Annotated in this window: 12 protein-coding genes and 1 pseudogene; 5 read left to right on the plus strand and 8 right to left on the minus strand. The window is 69.9% G+C overall.

What is annotated here, in order from left to right:
- Positions 1-23 precede the first annotated feature (23 nt).
- Positions 24-1,598 (plus strand): annotated as a pseudogene (locus LZ017_RS14690) (oleate hydratase); the annotation flags it as partial.
- Between the two features lie 110 nt (positions 1,599-1,708).
- Here the strand turns inward: LZ017_RS14690 and LZ017_RS14695 are convergent.
- The 3 genes from LZ017_RS14695 to LZ017_RS14705 are packed head-to-tail and all read right to left on the minus strand — an operon-like array spanning position 1,709 to position 7,543.
- Positions 1,709-3,088, minus strand: a complete 1,380-nt coding sequence (locus LZ017_RS14695) for an efflux transporter outer membrane subunit (RefSeq protein WP_241397628.1) — start codon at positions 3,086-3,088, stop codon at positions 1,709-1,711.
- A 3-nt stretch (positions 3,089-3,091) separates the two neighbouring features.
- Positions 3,092-6,250 (minus strand): efflux RND transporter permease subunit, encoded by a 3,159-nt coding sequence (locus tag LZ017_RS14700; protein WP_241397629.1) that lies wholly within the window; start codon positions 6,248-6,250, stop codon positions 3,092-3,094.
- Between the two features lie 30 nt (positions 6,251-6,280).
- The gene (locus LZ017_RS14705; protein ID WP_374109929.1) at positions 6,281-7,543 is read right to left on the minus strand and encodes an efflux RND transporter periplasmic adaptor subunit; all 1,263 of its coding nucleotides are present in this window, start codon (positions 7,541-7,543) and stop codon (positions 6,281-6,283) included.
- Positions 7,544-7,749: 206 nt separating this feature from the next.
- Here LZ017_RS14705 and LZ017_RS14710 point away from each other — a divergent pair, with 206 nt between their 5' ends.
- Together LZ017_RS14710 and LZ017_RS14715 are read left to right on the plus strand one after the other, a co-directional pair.
- Positions 7,750-8,523 (plus strand): TetR family transcriptional regulator, encoded by a 774-nt coding sequence (locus LZ017_RS14710; RefSeq protein ID WP_241397631.1) that lies wholly within the window; start codon positions 7,750-7,752, stop codon positions 8,521-8,523.
- A gap of 73 nt (positions 8,524-8,596) precedes the next feature.
- Complete coding sequence (locus LZ017_RS14715; protein WP_374109932.1) at positions 8,597-10,981, plus strand: YgiQ family radical SAM protein; 2,385 nt, start codon at positions 8,597-8,599, stop codon at positions 10,979-10,981.
- Positions 10,982-11,003: 22 nt separating this feature from the next.
- On the opposite strand, the gene LZ017_RS14720 is transcribed toward LZ017_RS14715, so the two are convergent.
- Both LZ017_RS14720 and LZ017_RS14725 read right to left on the minus strand, forming a co-directional pair.
- Positions 11,004-11,312 (minus strand): hypothetical protein, encoded by a 309-nt coding sequence (locus LZ017_RS14720; RefSeq protein WP_241397632.1) that lies wholly within the window; start codon positions 11,310-11,312, stop codon positions 11,004-11,006.
- On the minus strand, positions 11,309-11,704 hold the full coding sequence (locus tag LZ017_RS14725; RefSeq protein WP_241397633.1) for a phage holin family protein: 396 nt from the start codon (positions 11,702-11,704) through the stop codon (positions 11,309-11,311). Before LZ017_RS14725 ends, LZ017_RS14720 begins: the two co-directional genes overlap by 4 nt.
- Before the next feature lie 103 nt (positions 11,705-11,807).
- On the opposite strand from LZ017_RS14725, the gene LZ017_RS14730 reads away from it, so the two are divergent.
- Positions 11,808-14,075 (plus strand): bifunctional diguanylate cyclase/phosphodiesterase, encoded by a 2,268-nt coding sequence (locus tag LZ017_RS14730; RefSeq protein ID WP_241397634.1) that lies wholly within the window; start codon positions 11,808-11,810, stop codon positions 14,073-14,075.
- Positions 14,076-14,155: 80 nt separating this feature from the next.
- Here the strand turns inward: LZ017_RS14730 and LZ017_RS14735 are convergent, their stop codons facing one another.
- Positions 14,156-14,455 (minus strand): YqjD family protein, encoded by a 300-nt coding sequence (locus tag LZ017_RS14735; protein ID WP_241397635.1) that lies wholly within the window; start codon positions 14,453-14,455, stop codon positions 14,156-14,158.
- Positions 14,456-14,675: 220 nt separating this feature from the next.
- Between LZ017_RS14735 and LZ017_RS14740 the strand changes: the two genes are divergently transcribed.
- Positions 14,676-15,137, plus strand: coding sequence for a hypothetical protein (locus LZ017_RS14740; protein ID WP_241397636.1), 462 nt, complete (start codon positions 14,676-14,678; stop codon positions 15,135-15,137).
- 9 nt (positions 15,138-15,146) lie between these two features.
- On the opposite strand, the gene LZ017_RS14745 is transcribed toward LZ017_RS14740, so the two are convergent.
- Together LZ017_RS14745 and LZ017_RS14750 are read right to left on the minus strand one after the other, a co-directional pair.
- The gene (locus LZ017_RS14745) at positions 15,147-16,055 is read right to left on the minus strand and encodes a hydroxymethylglutaryl-CoA lyase (protein WP_241397637.1); all 909 of its coding nucleotides are present in this window, start codon (positions 16,053-16,055) and stop codon (positions 15,147-15,149) included.
- Positions 16,056-16,086: 31 nt separating this feature from the next.
- Complete coding sequence (locus LZ017_RS14750) at positions 16,087-18,093, minus strand: acetyl/propionyl/methylcrotonyl-CoA carboxylase subunit alpha (RefSeq protein ID WP_241397638.1); 2,007 nt, start codon at positions 18,091-18,093, stop codon at positions 16,087-16,089.
- Positions 18,094-18,095 lie beyond the last annotated feature (2 nt).

Raw genomic sequence — 18,095 nt, forward strand, 5'->3', positions numbered from 1 at the left:
TCAGGGTTTCATTCAACAAACAGGGAGTGCCCATGAGCAAGGCATATCTGATCGGCGGCGGCATCGCGTCGCTGACGGCGGCCGCCCACCTGATCCGCGACGGCGGCTGGCGCGGCGAGGACATCCAGATCCTCGAGGCCGGCGAGATCAACGGCGGCGCGATGGACGGCAGCGGCAATGCGCAGGACGGCTACGTGATCCGTGGCGGCCGCATGTTCAACTTCAGCTATCTGTGCACCTACGAGTTGCTGGGCTTCATCCCCTCGCTGACCGACCCGGCACGCACGGTGCTGCAGGAGTTCCAGGACTTCAACGAGCAGAACAAGACCCACGCGCAGGCACGCCTGGTGCGCGGCGGCGCCATCGTGCCCGACGTGGAGCGCATGGGCTTCTCGGCGCGCGACCGCCTGGACCTGATCCACATCGCCGGCGTCGACGAGTCCACGCTGGGCCGCAAGCGCATCGACGAGTGCTTCCAGCCCGAGTTCTTCCAGACCAAGTTCTGGCTGATGTGGGCGACGATGTTCGCCTTCCAGCCCTGGCACAGCGCGGTGGAGTTCAAGCGCTACCTGCACCGCTTCGTGCATGAGTTCCCGCGCATCCACACGCTGGCCGGCGTGGACCGCTCGCCCTACAACCAGTACGACTCGGTGATCCTGCCGATCGAGACCTGGCTGCGCGGTCGCGGCGTGCAGTTCCGCAACCAGTGCACGGTGCTGGACATCGCGTTCAAGCCTGGCCGCGAGGAGGTCACGGCGCAGCGCCTGTACCTGCTGGAAAGCGGCGGACCGCGCACCGTGGAGCTGCAGGCGGGCGACCTGGTCTTCATGACCAACGGCTCGATGACGGCCGCCGCCACGCTGGGCAGCCACACCGAGGCGCCGCCGCTGTCGGTGGCCAAGACGGCGGAATGGCTGCTGTGGGAGAAGATCGCGCGCAACCGGCGCGACTTCGGCAACCCCTCGGCCTTCTGCGACCACGTGGACGAGTCCTTCTGGGAGTCCTTCACCGTGACCTGCCGCGACCCGCTGCTGCTGCGCCTGATCGAGGAGTTCAGCGGCAACACGCCGGGCACCGGGGCGCTGGTGACGCTGTGCGACTCCAACTGGCTGATGAGCTTCGTGATCGCCAAGCAGCCGCACTTCCGCAACCAGCCGGAGGACGTTCAGGTGTTCTGGGGCTACGGGCTCTTCCCCAACCGGCCCGGCAACTTCGTCGCCAAGCCCATGGGCGAGTGCAGCGGCGCCGAGATCCTGCAGGAGCTGCTGGGCCATCTGCGCCTGCGCGAGCATGAGGCCCAGGTGCTGGCCGGCTGCAGCTGCGTGCCGGTCAAGCTGCCCTACATCACCTCGCAGTTCCTGCTGCGCGAGGCCGGCGACCGGCCCGCGGTGGTCCCGGCCGGCTCGACCAACTTCGCCTTCATCAGCCAGTTCTGCGAACTGCCCGAGGACGTGGTGTTCACCGTCGAATACTCGGTGCGCGCGGCGCAGACCGCGGTCTACCAACTGCTCAAGCTCGGCAAGACCCCGCCGCCGGTGTACAACGGCCAGTCCAGGCCCCAGGTGCTGATCGACGCGATCCGCACGCTGCTGACCTGAGCCCGGCGCGCGCCGCCCGCGGGATCGCAGCGCGGCGCATGAAGAAAAAAGGGCGCCCTCCACGGGCGCCCTTCTCGTTGGTGGGGACGGCTCGCGCCGCCCGGGGAGGGTCAGGTCTTGTCCAGACCGCCGCCCAGCACCTTGTACAGCTGCACCTGATTCTGCAGCTGGGCCAGGCGCACCTGCAGCGCCGCCTGCTCGGCCGCGAAGCTGGCGCGCTGGGCGTCCAGCAGGTCCAGCGACGACGCCGCGCCATTGCGGAAGCGCAGGTCCACCAGCGACAGGCGGCGCGTCTCGGCGTCGGCCTGGGCTTGCTGGGCGCGCAGCTGCTCGTCCAGCGTGGCGCGGCCGGCCAGCGCGTCGGCCACCTCGCGGAAGGCGGTCTGCACCGTCTTCTCGTACTGCGCCACCGCGATCTCGCGCTGGGCCTTGGCCGCGTCCAGGTTGGCGCGGTTGCGCCCGGCGTCGAAGATGGGCATGAGCGCCTGCCCCACCACGCTCCAGGCCGTCTTCTTGAACAGCTCGGACAGCTCGGAGCTCGCGCTGCCGAAGTTGGTGGTCAGCGTGATGCTGGGGAAGAAGGCGGCACGCGCGGCCCCGATGTTGGCCGCGGCGGCAACCAGCTGCTGCTCCGCCTGCAGCACATCGGGGCGCTGCACCAGCACCTCGGACGGCAGCCCGGCCAGCACCGGCGCGAGCTGCTGCGCCGTCAGCGGCTGGCCCGGCGGCAGGTCCTGCGGCAGCGCCTGGCCGACCAGCAGGACCAGCGCGTTCAGGTCCTGCGCGCGGGCGCGCTGGGCCTGGGCCAGCGCGGCGCGCGCGGTTTCCAGCGAGGACTGCGCGCTGGCAAGGTCCAGGCTGGAGGCGGCGCCGTTGTCGAACTTCAGCTGCATCAGCTTCAGCGCGTCGTCGCGCGTCGCGGTGGTGCGCTGCGCCAGCTGCACCAACTCCTCGTCCGCCTGCCAGGCCAGGTAGCTGCTGGCGACCGCGGCGATCAGGCTGATGCGCGCCGCGCGGGCCCCTTCGACGCTGGCCAGCGTGCGTGCCACGGCCGCATCGCTGGTGTTGCGCAGCTTGCCGAACAGGTCCAGCTCGTAGGCGGTCACCTGCAGGCCGGCCTGGTAGGTGGTCTTCTGCTCGCCGCTGCTGTCGGGCTGGCGCGTGCCGTTCAGGCCCACGCCGACCGTGGGCCAGCGGTTCGCGGCCGCGACGCCCGCCTGGGCGCGGGCGACGTCGACATTGAGCAGCGCGACGCGCAGGTCGCGGTTGTTCTTCAGCGCCAGTTCGATCAGCGCGGCGAGCCGCGCATCATTGAAGAAGCGCTGCCATTGCAGCTGGGTCGCGGCCTGCGCGCCGGGGACTTCGGCCCCCTGCAGCGCGGGCCATTGCGGGGCCACCGGTGCGGCCGGCCGCTGGTGCTCGGGGGCCAGGTTCACGCAGCCCGCGAGCCCCAGGGACAGCGCCAGTGCGGAAATCGTCCACTTGGTCATTCTTCAGATCTCCTTGGGCAGTTCGTCGCTGTGCGTTTCGTGGGCATAGAGCTTGCGCTGCCGCTCGCTGCCCTTGAACAGGCGCCGCACCACCAGGAAGAACACAGGCACGAAGATCACCGCGAGCACGGTGGCCGTGACCATGCCGGACATCACGCCGGTCCCGATGGCGCGCTGGCTGGCGGAGCCGGCGCCGCTGGCAAAGAACAGCGGCATCACGCCCAGGATGAAGGCCACCGAGGTCATGATGATGGGCCGGAAGCGCAGGTGGCAGGCCTCCAGGATGGCCTCGACCAGCCCCTTGCCCTGCGCCTGCAGGTCCTTCGCGAACTCGATGATCAGGATCGCGTTCTTCGCCGACAGGCCGATGATGGTGATCAGGCCGACCTTGAAGTACACGTCGTTGGGCATGCCACGCAGCGTCGCGCCGGCGACGGCGCCCAGGATGCCCAGCGGCACGACCAGCATCACCGACAGCGGGATGGACCAGCTCTCATAGAGCGCCGCCAGGCACAGGAAGACCGCCAGCAGCGAGAACGCCAGCAGCACCGTGGCCTGCGAGCCCGACAGGCGCTCCTCGCGCGACATGCCGGTCCACTCGTGGCCGATGCCCGCGGGCAGCTTCTCCATCATCTTCTCCAGCTCGGCCATGGCTTCGCCGGTGGAATGGCCGGGCGTCGCGTCGCCGGCCAGGCGCATCGCCGGATAGCCGTTGTAGCGCGTGGCCTGCATCTGACCGGTGATCCACTGGGTGGTCGCGATCGCCGACAGCGGCACGGTCTTGCCGCCCGCGCCATTGACGTTCAGGCGGAGCAAGTCCGCGGGCTGCATGCGCGCCGCGGCATCGGCCTGCACCACCACGCGCTGCAGACGGCCCTGGTTGGGGAAGTCGTTCACGTAGGTGGAGCCGAGCTGGGTGGACAGCACGGCGGCGACGGCGTCGTAGCTGACGCCCAGCGCCTGCGCCTTGTCCCGATCAATGTCGATCTGGATCTGCGGCGCGTCCTCCAGGCCGTCGGGGCGCATGCCGGTGATGATCTTGCTCTGCGAGACCATGCCCATCAGCTGGTTGCGCGCCGCCAGCAGGGCCTCGTGGCCCAGGCCGGCGCGGTCCTGCAGACGCAGCGCGAAGCCGGTGGCCGTGCCCAGCTCGGGGATGGGCGGCGGGCTCAGCGGATAGATGAAGGCATCGCGCACGCCCATCATCATCGCGCCGAAGGCCCGCTGCGCCAGCGCGCCGGCGCTGTGCTCCTGGCCCTTGCGCTCTTCCCAGGACTTCAGCGGCACGAACACCAGCGCCGCGTTCTGGCCCTGGCCCGAGAACGAGAAGCCGATCACGCCCACGGTCGATTGCACCTCGGGCTGCTTGAGCATGAAGTCCTCGACCGCCTTGACCGCGGCCTCGGTCCGCGTGGCCGTGGCGCCCGGGGGCAATTGCACGTTGACGATCAGGTAGCCCTGGTCTTCATTGGGCAGGAAGGACGAGGGCATGCGCACATACAGCCAGCCGACCACCGCGACGATGGCCGCGAAGGCCACCAGCATGCTGGGGCTGCGCTTGAGCAGGCGCGCCACCCAGCCTTCATAGCCCTTGGCGGTGCGCGCGAAGCCGCGGTTGAACCAGCCGAAGAAGCCGCTCTTGGCGTGATGGTGGCCGGCCTCGACCGGCTTGAGCAACGTGGCGCACAGCGCCGGCGTCAGGCTCAGGGCCATCAGCGCCGACAGCAGCATGGAGGCCACCATCGCCAGCGAGAACTGGCGGTAGATGTTGCCCACCGAGCCGGAGAAGAAGGCCATCGGCACGAAGACCGAGACCAGCACCACGGTGATGCCGATGATGGCGCCCGAGATCTGGCCCATGGCCTTGCGCGTGGCGTCCCGGGGCGAGAGTCCCTCCTCGCTCATGATGCGCTCGACGTTCTCGACCACGACGATGGCATCGTCGACGAGGATGCCGATCGCCAGCACCATGCCGAACAGCGTCAGCACGTTGATCGAGTAGCCCATGCCCAGCATGATCCCGAAGGTGCCCAGCAGCGCCACCGGCACCACCAGCGTGGGGATCAGGGTGTAGCGCCAGTTCTGCAGGAACAGGAACATCACCAGGAACACCAGCACCACGGCCTCGACCAGGGTCTCGACGACCTGGCTGATCGAGATCTTCACGAACTTCGACGAGTCGTAGGGGATCTCGTAGATCACGCCATCGGGGAAGTAGCGCTTGAGTTCGACCATGCGCTCCTTCACCGCGGTGGCGGTGGCCAGCGCGTTGCCGCTGGGCGAGAGCTGCACGCCGATGCCGGTGGAGGGCTTGCCGTTCAGGCGCGCATAGGTGCCATAGCTCTGGCCGCCCAGCTCGATGCGGGCCACGTCCTTCAGGCGCACCGTCGAACCGTCGGCGTTGGCGCGCAGGGTGATGTTGCCGAACTGCTGGGTGTTCTCCAGCTGGCCCTTGACCACGATGGTCGCGGACATGGTCTGGCTGCTCAGATTGGGCAGGTCACCCATGGTGCCCGCGGGCACCAGCGTGTTCTGCGCGCGGATCGCGGCATTGACCTCGGCCGGGCTGATGTTGAAGGACAGCATCTTGGCCGGGTCCAGCCAGATGCGCATCGCGCGCTCGGTGCCGAAGAGCTGGGCCTGGCCGACGCCGGGCAGGCGCTGGATCTCGGGCACGATGTTGCGCGCGGCGTAGTCGCCCAGCGCCACCGGGTCCATCGAGCCGTTGCTGGAGGACAGGGTCACGAACAACAGGAAGTTGTTGCGCGCCTTGTCCACCCGCACGCCCTGCTGCGTCACCGCCGCCGGCAGGCGGGGCGTGGCGCGCGACAGGCGGTTCTGCACCTCGACCTGCGCGAGGTCGATGTTGGTGCCGGGCTCGAAGGTCACGGTGATCGCGCCGGTGCCGTTGGCCTGGCTGACCGATTCCATGTAGGCCAGGCCGGGGGCGCCGTTGAGCTCCTGCTCGATCACGGAGATGACGCTCTCGTCCAGGGTCTTGGCCGAGGCGCCGGGATAGACGGCGTTGATCACCAGCGAGGGCGGCGCCACCGTCGGGTACTGCGCCACGGGCAGCTGAGTGACCGCGACCCCGCCGAAGACGAGGATGAACAGCGCGATCACCCAGGCGAACACCGGGCGGTCAATGAAGAAACGTGCCATGTCAGGACATCCTTTCCAGACGGGTCACGCTCAGCGGCTGGCGGCGCTGGCGGGCGCGGCGGCGGCCGCGGGCGCGGAGCCCGCAGGGGTCCAGGGCACCGGCGTGACCGGCGCGCCCGGGACAAACATCTTCTGGAAACCGTCGGCGATGACTTGCTCGCCCGGCTTCAGCCCGTCCAGCACCACCCACTGGTTGCCCTGGGCGCTGCCCAGCTTGACCGGGCGCGGCTGCGGCTTGTTGTCGGCGCCGACCACCAGCACGGTGTCGCCCGCGCTGCCGCGCGTGACGGCCTGCTGCGGCAGCAGCATCGCCGCCGGCAGCTCGGCCTGCGCCAGGCGCACGCGCACATACTGGCCAGGCAGCAGCGTGCCGTCGGCATTGGGCACCTCGGCGCGCAGCGTCACCTGGCCGGAGCTGGGATCCACGCTCAGGTCGGTGAACAGCAGCTTGCCGGGCTTGGCCAGCACCGTGCCGTCGTCCAGCACGATCTGCACCTGGGCCGCATTGGCGCCCGCGGAGCGCAGCTGGCCGGCGGCGAGCTGACGGCGCAGCTGCTGGACCTCGGTGGCCGACTGCGTGAAGTTGACGTACACCGCGCCGACTTGCTGGATCAGCGCCAGCTGGGTGGCCTCGGCGGCGCTGACCAGCGCGCCCTCGGTGACCAGCGCGCGGCCGATGCGGCCCGAGATGGGCGCGGTGACGCGGGCGTAGTCCAGGTTCAACCGGGCGGTCTGCACCTGGGCCTTGGCGGCGGCGACCTCGGCCTCGGCGGACTTGGCGGCCGCCACCGAGTTGATGTAGTCCTGCTGGCTGATCGCCTTGGCGTCCACCAGCGGCTTGTTGCGCTCGGCCTGGGCCGAGGCCTGGGCCAGGTTGGCCTGGGCCTTGGCCAGCGCGGCCTGGGCGCTGTCGAACTGCGCCTGGTAGGGCGCGGGGTCGATCTGGAACAGCGATTGCCCGGCTTTGACCTCGGAGCCTTCGGTGAACAGACGCTTCAGCACCACGCCATTGACACGGGCGCGCACCTGGGCGGTGCGCTGGGCCTCGACGCGGCCGGGCAGTTCGGTCTGCAGCGCCACCGGCTGCAGCGCCACCTTGACCACCCCGACCTGCGGCGGCGGCATGCCGCCGGGGCCGCCATGGCCGCCGGCATCCTTGCCGCCTCCACAACCGGACAACGCGGCGGCCAGCGCCACGGCCAGCGGAAGCAGGTACAGCACACGGGCTCCGGTGCTCAGCGCGGGGGCTTGTCCCGCGCAGGCGGACGACTTGGAAGATGGAGTCACTGACATCACAGCTTGCTTCCTCTCATGACAACAGGGTTGTTTTTATGACCTTTGCACTCCAGCGACGGCTAGTCACACCTCGCGGGCAGCGAACGCGCAACGATACGTCTGGCTCATGACGAGCCATGGCAGCAGATTTCGACACTGGGGTTGAGGGACGCGAGTATATACATACATGCACGAATGTATGTAAAGAAGCATAAAATGCCCTCATGGCCCGAAAGACCAAACAGGAAGCCCAGGAGACACGCAACCGGTTGCTGGACGCCGCCGAGGCGCTCTTCCATGCCCGGGGCGTGGCCCGCACCTCGCTGCAGGACATCGCGCAGGCCGCCGGCGTGACCCGCGGCGCGGTGTACTGGCACTTCGAGGACAAGGTGCAGCTGTTCAACGCGATGATGGAGCGCGCGACGCTGCCGTTGGAAGAAGGGTTCGACCCGGCGCCCGGCACGCCTTCGCTGGCCGACCAGCCGCTGGAGGAACTGCGACTGGGCCTGCTCAACGTGCTCTACAGCGCCGCGAACAACGCGCGCACGCGGCGCGTGTTCGAGATCTCCAACCTGCGCATGGAATTCGTCGGCGAGATGGCGGCGGTGCAGGCGCGCAAGGTCGCCGCCCACCGCGAATGGACCGGCCACAACCGCGAAAGCTTCGAGCGCGCCGTCGCACTGGGCCAGTTGCCCAAGGGGCTGGACTGCGAGCAGGCGGCGATCGGGCTGATGGCGCTGGTCGGCGGGCTGTTGCACCACTGGATCCTGGACCCGGAGTCCTTCGACCTGCTGGAGATGGGCCAGTCGCTGCTGGAAGGCTATCTGTCCACGCTGCGCCAGCCGATCCGCTCCACCTTTGCGCCGCTCACCGAGGCGCAGCGCGCGCGCCTGGGGCGCGGCGCGCTGTGCTCCCGAGGCATGCAGCCGTCCGAGCCCCTGGCGAGCCCGTCCGAGGCACCCCCTGCCCCGCCCCGGCGCACGCCCAAGAAGCCCTAAACCCCCGGGTTGACCCGAAGACAGCGACAATTGCGGGTTGCCCACGACCCGAGCCGCCGCCGTGTCCACCCCCATCACCCCACCGTCCGCCCCCGCGGCCAAGACCAAGCCCAAAGCCAGCAGCGCCCCCAAGGCGCTGACCGCCTACCGGCCGTTCTGGGCCAAGCGCTTCGGCCCCGCGCCCTTCCTGCCGATGAGCCGGGAGGAAATGACGCAATTGGGCTGGGACAGCTGCGACATCATCATCGTCAGCGGCGATGCCTATGTGGACCACCCCAGCTTCGGCATGGCGGTGATCGGCCGCACGCTGGAGGCGCAGGGCTTTCGCGTGGGCATCATCGCGCAGCCCGACTGGCAATCGGCCGAGCCCTTCAAGGCCCTGGGCCGGCCCAACCTGTTCTTCGGCGTGGCGGCGGGGAACATGGACTCCATGATCAACCACTACACGGCCGACCGGAAGATCCGCTCCGAGGACGCCTACACGCCCGGCGGCGCGGCGGGCAAGCGGCCGGACCGGGCCACGCTGGTCTACACCCAGCGTTGCAAGGAAGCCTACAAGGACGTGCCAGTGGTGATCGGCGGCATCGAGGCCTCGCTGCGCCGCATCGCCCACTACGACTACTGGCAGGACAAGGTGCGCCGCTCCATCCTGGTGGACTCCAAGGCCGATTTGCTGGTCTTCGGCAATGCCGAGCGCGCCATCGTCGAGGTCGCCCACCGGCTGGCCCAGCGCAAGCCCATCGAGAGCATCACCGACGTGCGCGGCACCGCCTTCATGCGCCGCCCCGACGACCCGCAGCTGGACGGCTGGTTCGAAATCGACTCCACCGAGGTGGACGTGCCGGGCCGCATCGACGCGCTGCTGAATCCTTACATGACGACGGAGGACGCCGCCGCCGAGCAGGGCACGGACTGCGCCCAGCAGCAGGAATCCGGCGCGCAGGCCGCCGCCGACCCCGCGGCGCCGCAGCCCATACGCATCGTGCGCCGCACGCTGCCCGGCACCACCGACGACGGCCGCGCCACCACCACGCCGCGCGATCGCACCGTGATCCGGCTGCCGGCCTATGAGCAGGTCAAGAGCGACCCGGTGCTCTACGCCCATGCCAACCGCGTGCTGCACCTGGAGACCAACCCCGGCAATGCCCGCGCGCTGGTGCAGCGCCACTCGTCGGGCGGCGTGGACCGCGACGTCTGGCTGAACCCGCCGCCGCTGCCGCTGTCCACCACGGAGATGGACCACGTCTTCGACCTGCCCTACGCGCGCTCGCCCCACCCCGTCTATGCCGACGAGAACGGTGGCCATGACGGCAGCACCAAGATCCCGGCCTGGGAGATGATCCGCTTCAGCGTCAACATCATGCGCGGCTGCTTCGGCGGCTGCACCTTCTGCTCCATCACCGAGCACGAGGGCCGCGTGATCCAGAGCCGCAGCGAGGACTCCATCCTGCGCGAGATCGAGGACATCCGCGACAAGGTCAAGGGCTTCACCGGCGTGATCTCCGACCTGGGCGGCCCCACGGCCAACATGTGGCACATCGGCTGCAAGAGCAAGACCATCGAGGCCGCCTGCCGCAAGCCCAGCTGCGTCTACCCCGGCATTTGCCCCAACCTGCACACCGACCACGGCCCGCTGGTCCAGCTGTACCGCAAGGCGCGCGCGATCCGCGGCGTGAAGAAGATCCTGATCGGCTCGGGCCTGCGCTACGACCTGGCGATCGAATCGCCCGAGTACATCCAGGAACTGGTCACCCACCACGTCGGCGGCTACCTGAAGATCGCGCCCGAGCACACCGAGGGCGGACCGCTGTCCAAGATGATGAAGCCGGGCATCGGCACCTACGACCGCTTCAAGCAGCTGTTCGAGGCGGCCAGCGCCGCGGCGGGCAAGAAGCAGTACCTGATCCCCTACTTCATCGCCGCGCACCCGGGCACCTCGGACGAGGACATGATGAACCTGGCCGTCTGGCTGAAGCGCAACGGCTTCCGCGCCGACCAGGTGCAGACCTTCTATCCCAGCCCCATGGCCAGCGCGACCGCGATGTACCACTCGGGCCGCAATCCGCTGAAGAAGGTCGGCCGCGACAGCGAGGCGGTGGACGTCGTCAAGGGCGAGCGCCGGCGCCGGCTGCACAAGGCCTTCTTGCGCTACCACGACCCGAACAACTGGCCGTTGCTGCGCGACGCGCTCAAGGCCATGGGCCGCGCCGACCTGATCGGCAATGGCAAGCACCACCTGATCCCGACCTACCAGCCCAGCTGCGACGGCGGCTACCAGTCGGCGCGGCGCAAGAACTCCACCCCCGCGGGCGCCAAGACCGCGCCGAACCGGCCGGCCGCGAAGGCCGCCGTGGGTGGCGCGCCGCGGCCCGGACAGATCCTCACCCAGCACACCGGGCTGCCGCCGCGCGAAACCGGCGCCCGGCCGGCCGCCGGTACCCGGCGACCCAAGCGCTGAGGCGCGTCCGCTCCGTCGAGGGTCAGGCCTTGCCTCGCCACCAGCGCCACAGCCGGCGCCCGGTGGTGAACAGCGCCCAGGCGCGCGCCCAGCGACCCGGGCGGCGCAGCAGCGAGAGCGTCGCCCACAGCCCGGCCAGGCCGGCGCCGCCCTGCAGCAGCGGCGGCGACTCGCGCAGCCGCCGCAGCAAGGCCCAGCCGCGATCCACCCAGCCCACGGCCGGCGCGAGCTGGCGGTATTCGGCCGCCATCCCGGCGCGCAGCTCGGCGCTGCGCAGCTGCAACTCCAGCTGACGCAGCCGCAGCTGCTGCAGGCGCTCGCGCGCGTTCATGGGCCGGCATCCTCGCGCTCGACCGGCCCCAGCGCGGCGCGGTCGCGGCGCAGCTCGGCCAGGCTGGCGGCAAAGGGCTGGCCCGAGCGCAGCATGGCCAGTGCGCCACGCATCAGCCACACGCCTCCGGCGGCAAAGCCCAGCCCCAGTCCCAGCGCGCACAGCCAGCGCCACGGCGGCGGCGTCAGCAGCACGGCGGTCAGGCACAGCAGCACCAGCGCCACGGCGCACAGCAGCACGCCCATCAGCAGCCCCAGCAGGGCCGCGCCGGCCTTGATTTTTTCCTGCTCCAGCTCGGTGCCCAGCAGCTCCAGGCGCAACTGCAGCAGGTCCAGGCCCTGGGCCGCCAGGCGGCGCAGGCTGGCGCTCAGGCCCTTGTTCGTGTCCGTCATCCCGAATCTCCCTCGGCGATCATGCCCCAAGGCTTGATCCGTGGAAACGCGCGCACACAAGGGCTGCGCGCGCTGTTGGGCTTGGGCTACAGTCACTCCATTCATGTCCAAGGTTGTGTCCATGTCCGATCCGCAGCTGCTCTCCGCACCCCCCGCTGGCGAAGACGATCTGCTGGAGTTTCTGGACGATTCCGAACACCCGCAGCCCGATCCGGCGCACAGCCGGCCCTGGCGCATCCTGATCGTCGACGACGACACCGATGTGCACAAGGCCACCGAGCTGGCGATGCAGGGCCTGCAGGTCGAGGGCCAGCCGCTGAGCTTTCTGCATGCCAAATCCGCCGCCGAGGCGCGCAGCGTGCTGGCGACCGAGCCCGACCTCGCCGTCGTGCTGCTGGACGTGGTGATGGAGTCCGAGGACGCCGGCCTGCAGCTGGTGCGCTTCATGCGCGAGGAGCTGCGCCTGCGCGCGATCCGCATCGTGCTGCGCACCGGCCAGCCCGGCTATGCGCCGGAGATCGAGACCGTCCAGGCCTACGACATCAACGACTACAAGACCAAGTCCGAGCTGACGCGCACGCGGCTGTACACGGTGCTGACGGCGGCCATCCGCTCCTACCGGCAGATCCGCGCGCTGGAGGCGAATCGCCAGGGCCTGGAGATGATCGTCGAGGCCAGCACCGAGCTGAGTCGCCAGCGCGGCCTGCAGCGCTTCTCGGAAGGCGTGGTCACGCAGCTGTGCGCGCTGCTGGGCACGCTGCCCGAGGGCCTGGTCTGCGCCCAGTCGCATGGCGACGGCACCGACAAGGCGCGCGTGATCGCCGCCGCCGGACAGTACAGCGGGCTGATCAACCATCCGCTGGGGGCCGTGCAGGTGGGCAAGGTGCGCGACCTGCTGTCGCGCTGTCTGGCGCTGGGACGCAACATCTCCGAGGACGGCTGCACCTGTTTGCACTTCATGCTCAGCAACGGGCGCTCGATGGCGGCGCTGGTGGAAGTGCGGCGCGAGTTGGACGAAATGGACCTGCAGCTGCTGCGCGCCTTCTGCTCCAACATCGCGGTGGGCTTCGAGAACGTGCTGCTGTACGGCCAATTGCTGGACCAGGCCTACAGCGACCCGCTGCTGCAGATGCCCAACCGCACGCGCTTCATCGAACTGCTGGAGCAGAACCTGAAGTCGCCGCAGGGCATCACGCTGGCGCTGATCGACCTGGACGACTTCGCGGACATCAACGACGCCTTCGGCCACCGCTTCGGCGACCAGGTGCTGCAGGCGGTGGCGATGCGCCTGGCCGAGCAGCTGGGCTTCAACACGGCGATGGCGCGCATCACCTCGGACGCCTTCGGCCTGGTTGGCCCGGATGAGCTGGTCAACGGCGAGCGCGTGCGCGCCGTCTTCGTCGAGCCTTTCCTGGTGGCGGGTGAACGCCTGCAGCTGTCCGCGACCACCGGCCTGGTGCGCCTGGTCGATTCACGCTCGCTGGGCTCGGAACTGCTGCTGGACGCGCAGATCGCGCTCAAGCGCGCCAAGCAGCAGCACCGCGGCGGCGCCCAGTACTTCTCGCCGGAGATGGGCGTGGATGCGCGCGAGCGCTTCAAGCTGCTCAAGGGCCTGCGCGCCAGCTTCGAGGAGCGGCGGCTGTTCGTCGTCTATCAACCCCAGGTGGAGTTGAAGGACCAGCGCGTCATCGGCGCCGAGGCCTTGCTGCGCTGGCGCACGCCGGAAGGCAAGTTCGTGCCGCCGGACCAGTTCATCCCGCTGGCCGAACAATCCGGACTGATCGTGGCGATCGGCGAATTCGTGCTGCGCACCGCCTGCTTCCAGTTGCGGCGCATCCTCGACCAGGGGCAGGACGGCTTCCGCATGGCGGTGAACATCTCGCTGGCCCAGTTCCGCCACCCCAACTTCATTCAGGTGCTGCGCCGCGCCATGGCCGATGCCGAGGTCGACGGCTGCAACCTGGAGCTGGAGATCACCGAATCCATGGCCATGGAGGACATCTCCACGGTGCTGGCCGTGCTGGAGCAGATACGCGCCACCGGCGCGTCGGTCGCGATCGATGATTTCGGCACCGGCTTCTCGTCGCTGAGCCAGCTGCGCCGGCTGGATGTGGAGCGGCTCAAGATCGACCGCGCTTTCGTGCGCGAGGCGCAATCCTCCACCGCAGGCGCCACCATCGCGCAGATGGTGGTCAACCTGGGCCTCAGCCTGGGCATGCGCGTGATCGCCGAAGGCATCGAAACCGAGGAGCAGCGCCTGCATCTGCTGAACCTCGGCTGCCACGAAGGCCAGGGCTATTTGTTCGCCAAACCCATGCCGGCTGACGAACTGGAGCCCTGGTTGAAGGCGCGCCCGGCCCTGGCGGGCTGAGCTCCTGCGCCGGCGGGCCAGCCGCCGGCATCGCCCGCGTTCTGGACCAACCCCGGGAAGCCCGGGGCGGGCGCGTCAGGTCAGCGACGGCCGATCAGCAGCCCCAGCAACAGGCCGACACCGGCGGCCACGCCGATGGACTGCCAGGGGTTGTCGTGGACATAGGCGTCAGTGGCGCGGCCGGCGGCCTTGGCCTTCTCGACGGCCGCGGTCTGCACTTCTCCGACGCTGCGCTTGGCGCGGTCCAGCGCCGCCTGCACGCGCGCGCGCAGCTCGACGGCGCCTTCGCCGGTCTGGTCGGCGGTGGCACGCAGCAGGGACTCGGCTTCGGACACCACATGGTGCAGGTCGTTCAGCAGACGGTCGGCTTGGGTGGACATGGTGTGACTCCCGTGGTTGAAAAAGCGGCAACTGCCATTGGACTTGTACGCCTATTAGGCGTAGCGGCATGGATCTGCGTCAAGTCACAGAAGGTGTCCTGTGCGTAATCCGGGTTTTTCGAACCGTGACGCGCCCGTCCGGCGCCGCCTGCGGGCAAGGCCTGGCACGCGCCGGGGTTGTCATCAAGCTCTCATCACCGCGGCCCACCATGGCGGCGCCATGCATGCGCCGCGCAAGACCGAAGACGCCCGAAAGATGCTGGCCGCCGCCTCCGAGCGGCGGCTCGCGCCGGCCCTGCGCGCGCTGCTGATCACCGTCGACGGTAAGCGCTCGCGCGCAGAGCTGGTGCAGTTGGCGCGCAACCTGGGCTTGGGCGGCGCGGCGCTGGACGAGCTGACGCGGCTGGGCCTGATCGAATGCCCGGACCCCGACGCGGCGCAGCTGCAGGCTCAGCGCTCGCGCCGGCTGGTGGCGGCCAAGTTCTTCGCGCTGGACCTGGTCACGCGCATGACCGCCGGGCGCGAGGGCTCGCTGCGCGAAGCCGCGCGCGAGGCCAACACCGAAAGCCGCTTCATGCTCTGGCTGGAGCAGTGCTGCACGCACATCGCCGAACAGTCGGACGCCGAGCGCGCCGCGATGTTCCGCGCCCGGGTCCAGGCGACGCTGGACGCGCCGCAGTGAGGCCGCGGATCAGCCGCGCTTGGCCAGCAGCGCGCGCGCCACGCGCGACGCGGGCGGACGCCCCAGCACGCCGGAGATGAAGGCGCCGGCATCGACCAGCCGGTCCAGGTCCAGGCCGGTCGCTATGCCCAGGCCGTTGAGCAGGAAGACCACGTCCTCGGTCGCGACATTGCCGGTCGCGCCCTTGGCATAAGGACAGCCGCCCAGGCCGGCGATGCTGGTGTCGAAGCGATGGACGCCCAGTTCCAGGCTGGCGTAGACATTGCTGATTGCCTGGCCGTAGGTGTCATGGAAATGGCCGCTGACCTCGTGCAGCGGGTAGTGCTTGAGCGCGCGCTCCAGCGCGGCCTGCACCTTGCGCGGCGTGCCCACGCCGATGGTGTCGGCCACGCCCAGGTGGTCCACGCCGATCTCGCGCAGCATCTTCGCGACGCGCTCCACCTCGTCCGGCCTGACCTCGCCCTGGTAAGGGCAGCCCACCGCGCAGGACAGCGCACCGCGCACCTTGAAGCCCGCCGCATGCGCGGCCTGCACCACCGGCACGAAGCGCTCGACGGATTCCGCGATGGAGCAGTTGATGTTCTTCTGGCTGAAGGCCTCGGACGCGGCGGCGAACACCACCACCTCGTCCGGCCGGCTCGCGACGGCACCCTCGAAGCCCTTCATGTTGGGCACCAGCACGCTGTAGCGCACCCCGGGCCGGCGCTCGATCGCGGCCATCACCGCGCTGTTGTCGCCCATCTGCGGCACCCACTTGGGGCTGACGAAGCTGGTGACCTCGATCTCCGTCAGGCCGGCGTCCTGCAACAGCGCGACCAGGCGCGCCTTGTCCTCGGTGCTGACGGTCTGCTTTTCGTTCTGCAGCCCGTCGCGCGGGCCGACGTCGACCAGGGTGACCTGGGTGGGCAAATTGCTCATGGCTGGGCTCCGGGTTGGGTCATGAAGGGCATCAGGCCTGCGCCGCCGGCTGCAGCTTCAGCAGCTCGGCGCCGTCGCCCACCTGGTCGCCCACGGCGAACAGCAACTCGGCCACCACGCCATCGCGCGGCGCGGAGATGGTGTGCTCCATCTTCATCGCCTCCATCACGGCCAGCGGCTGGCCCTGGCTGACCGCGTCGCCCGGCTGTGCCAGAAAGGCGACCAGCTTGCCCGGCATGGGCGCGGTCAGGCGGCCGCCCTCGGCGCCGCCCTCGCCCGCATGGGCGATCACGTCCACCTCGGTCAGCAGCGCCGAGCCGGCATCGGCGAACACCGCGACCTGCTCGCCGCGCTTGTAGGTCCGCACGCGGACCCGGGACTGGGCCAGGCCCGACCCCAGCAGCAGCTCATGCGACTCCAGCCCGTCGGACTTGAGGGCAAAGAGCATCGCCTCGCCCGCCACCGTCAGCGCCATGCCGCCCTGGTGGTGGCGCGCGAGCAGCACCTCGTGGTGCGCGCCGTCCAGCGCCAGGTCGAAGCGCCGGGTGGAGGCGCCGAACATGCGCCAGCCATCGCGCCGGCTCCAGGGGTCGGCGCCTTCGCCGGTCGCCTCCTCGGCCAGCGTGTGCGCCACCACCGCGGCGGCGGCCACCGCCAGCGGCAGGCCCGGCTGGCCGAACAGCGCCGCCTTTTCGCGCTCGATCAGCGCCGTGTCCAGGTCCGCCTGCGCGAAGGACCGCGTCGCCGCGCAGCGGCGCAGAAAGGCCACGTTGGTCTGCAGCCCGACGATGTGGGTGTCGCGCAGCGCGGCATCCAGCCGCGCCAGCGCCTGCTCGCGCGTCTCGCCCCAGACGATCAGCTTGGCCACCATGGAGTCGTAGTAGGGACTGATCTCGTCGCCCTCGCCCACGCCTGCATCCAGGCGCACGTCGCCGCGCGTGAAGCTCACGTGCGCGGGCCAGCGCGCGACGTCCAGCCGGCCCGTCGCGGGCAGGAAGCCGGCCTCGGGGTTCTCGGCGCAGATGCGCGCCTCGATCGCATGGCCCTGCATGCGCAGCTCGTGCTGGCGCAGCGGCAGCGGCTCGCCCGCGGCCACGCGCAGCTGCCACTCCACCAGGTCCAGCCCGGTGATGGCTTCGGTCACCGGGTGCTCGACCTGCAGCCGGGTGTTCATCTCCATGAAGTAGAAGCGGCCATCCTGCTCGGCGATGAACTCCACCGTGCCCGCACCCTGGTAGCCCACGGCCTTGGCCGCGGCCACCGCGGCCTCGCCCATCTCGCGGCGGCGGGCTTCGGTCATGCCCGGCGCGGGGGCCTCTTCCAGCACCTTCTGGTGGCGGCGCTGCACCGAGCAGTCACGCTCGAACAGGTAGACGCAGGCGCCGTGCGCATCGCCAAACACCTGGATTTCGATGTGCCGCGGGCGCTGCACATAGCGCTCGATCAGCACCGCGTCGTCGCCGAAGCTGTTGATCGCCTCGCGCTTGCAGGAGGCCAGCGCGGCGTCGAACTCCTCGGCCGAGTAGACCGCGCGCATGCCCTTGCCGCCGCCGCCGGCGCTGGCCTTGATCAGCACCGGGAAGCCGATGCGCTGGGCCTCGCGCTTGAGCAGCGCGGGGTCCTGGTCGGCGCCGTGGTAGCCCGGCACCAGCGGCACGCCGGCCTGTTCCATCAGGCGCTTGGATTCGGCCTTCAGGCCCATGGCCTGGATCGCCGCAGGCGGCGGGCCGATGAAGACCAGGCCCGCGTCGGCGCAGGCCTGCGCGAACTCCTCGTTCTCGCTCAGAAAGCCGTAGCCCGGATGCACCGCCTGCGCGCCGGTCGCCTTCGCCGCGTCGAGGATGCGCTGCCATTGCAGATAGGAATCCTTGGGCGCCGGGCCGCCGATCAGCACCGCCTCGTCGCAGGCCTGCACATGGCGCGCCGCGGCGTCCGCCTCGGAATACACCGCGACGGTCTTCACGCCCATGCGGCGCGCGGTGGCCGCCACGCGGCAGGCGATTTCGCCGCGGTTGGCGATCAGGATTTTCTTGAACATGG

The organism is Pelomonas sp. CA6 (assembly GCF_022549225.1).
Taxonomy (GTDB): Bacteria; Pseudomonadota; Gammaproteobacteria; order Burkholderiales; family Burkholderiaceae_C; genus Roseateles.

Excerpts from the sequence above, each read along its gene's own strand:
- LZ017_RS14735 (WP_241397635.1), bottom strand. The coding sequence starts at position 14,455 with ATGTCCACCCAAGCCGACCGTCTGCTGAACGACCTGCACCATGTGGTG.
- LZ017_RS14750 (WP_241397638.1), bottom strand. The coding sequence starts at position 18,093 with ATGTTCAAGAAAATCCTGATCGCCAACCGCGGCGAAATCGCCTGCCGC.
- LZ017_RS14695 (WP_241397628.1), bottom strand. The coding sequence starts at position 3,088 with ATGACCAAGTGGACGATTTCCGCACTGGCGCTGTCCCTGGGGCTCGCG.
- LZ017_RS14710 (WP_241397631.1), top strand. The coding sequence starts at position 7,750 with ATGGCCCGAAAGACCAAACAGGAAGCCCAGGAGACACGCAACCGGTTG.
- LZ017_RS14705 (WP_374109929.1), bottom strand. The coding sequence starts at position 7,543 with ATGTCAGTGACTCCATCTTCCAAGTCGTCCGCCTGCGCGGGACAAGCC.
- LZ017_RS14740 (WP_241397636.1), top strand. The coding sequence starts at position 14,676 with ATGCATGCGCCGCGCAAGACCGAAGACGCCCGAAAGATGCTGGCCGCC.
- LZ017_RS14745 (WP_241397637.1), bottom strand. The coding sequence starts at position 16,055 with ATGAGCAATTTGCCCACCCAGGTCACCCTGGTCGACGTCGGCCCGCGC.
- LZ017_RS14720 (WP_241397632.1), bottom strand. The coding sequence starts at position 11,312 with ATGAACGCGCGCGAGCGCCTGCAGCAGCTGCGGCTGCGTCAGCTGGAG.
- LZ017_RS14725 (WP_241397633.1), bottom strand. The coding sequence starts at position 11,704 with ATGACGGACACGAACAAGGGCCTGAGCGCCAGCCTGCGCCGCCTGGCG.
- LZ017_RS14700 (WP_241397629.1), bottom strand. The coding sequence starts at position 6,250 with ATGGCACGTTTCTTCATTGACCGCCCGGTGTTCGCCTGGGTGATCGCG.
- LZ017_RS14730 (WP_241397634.1), top strand. The coding sequence starts at position 11,808 with ATGTCCAAGGTTGTGTCCATGTCCGATCCGCAGCTGCTCTCCGCACCC.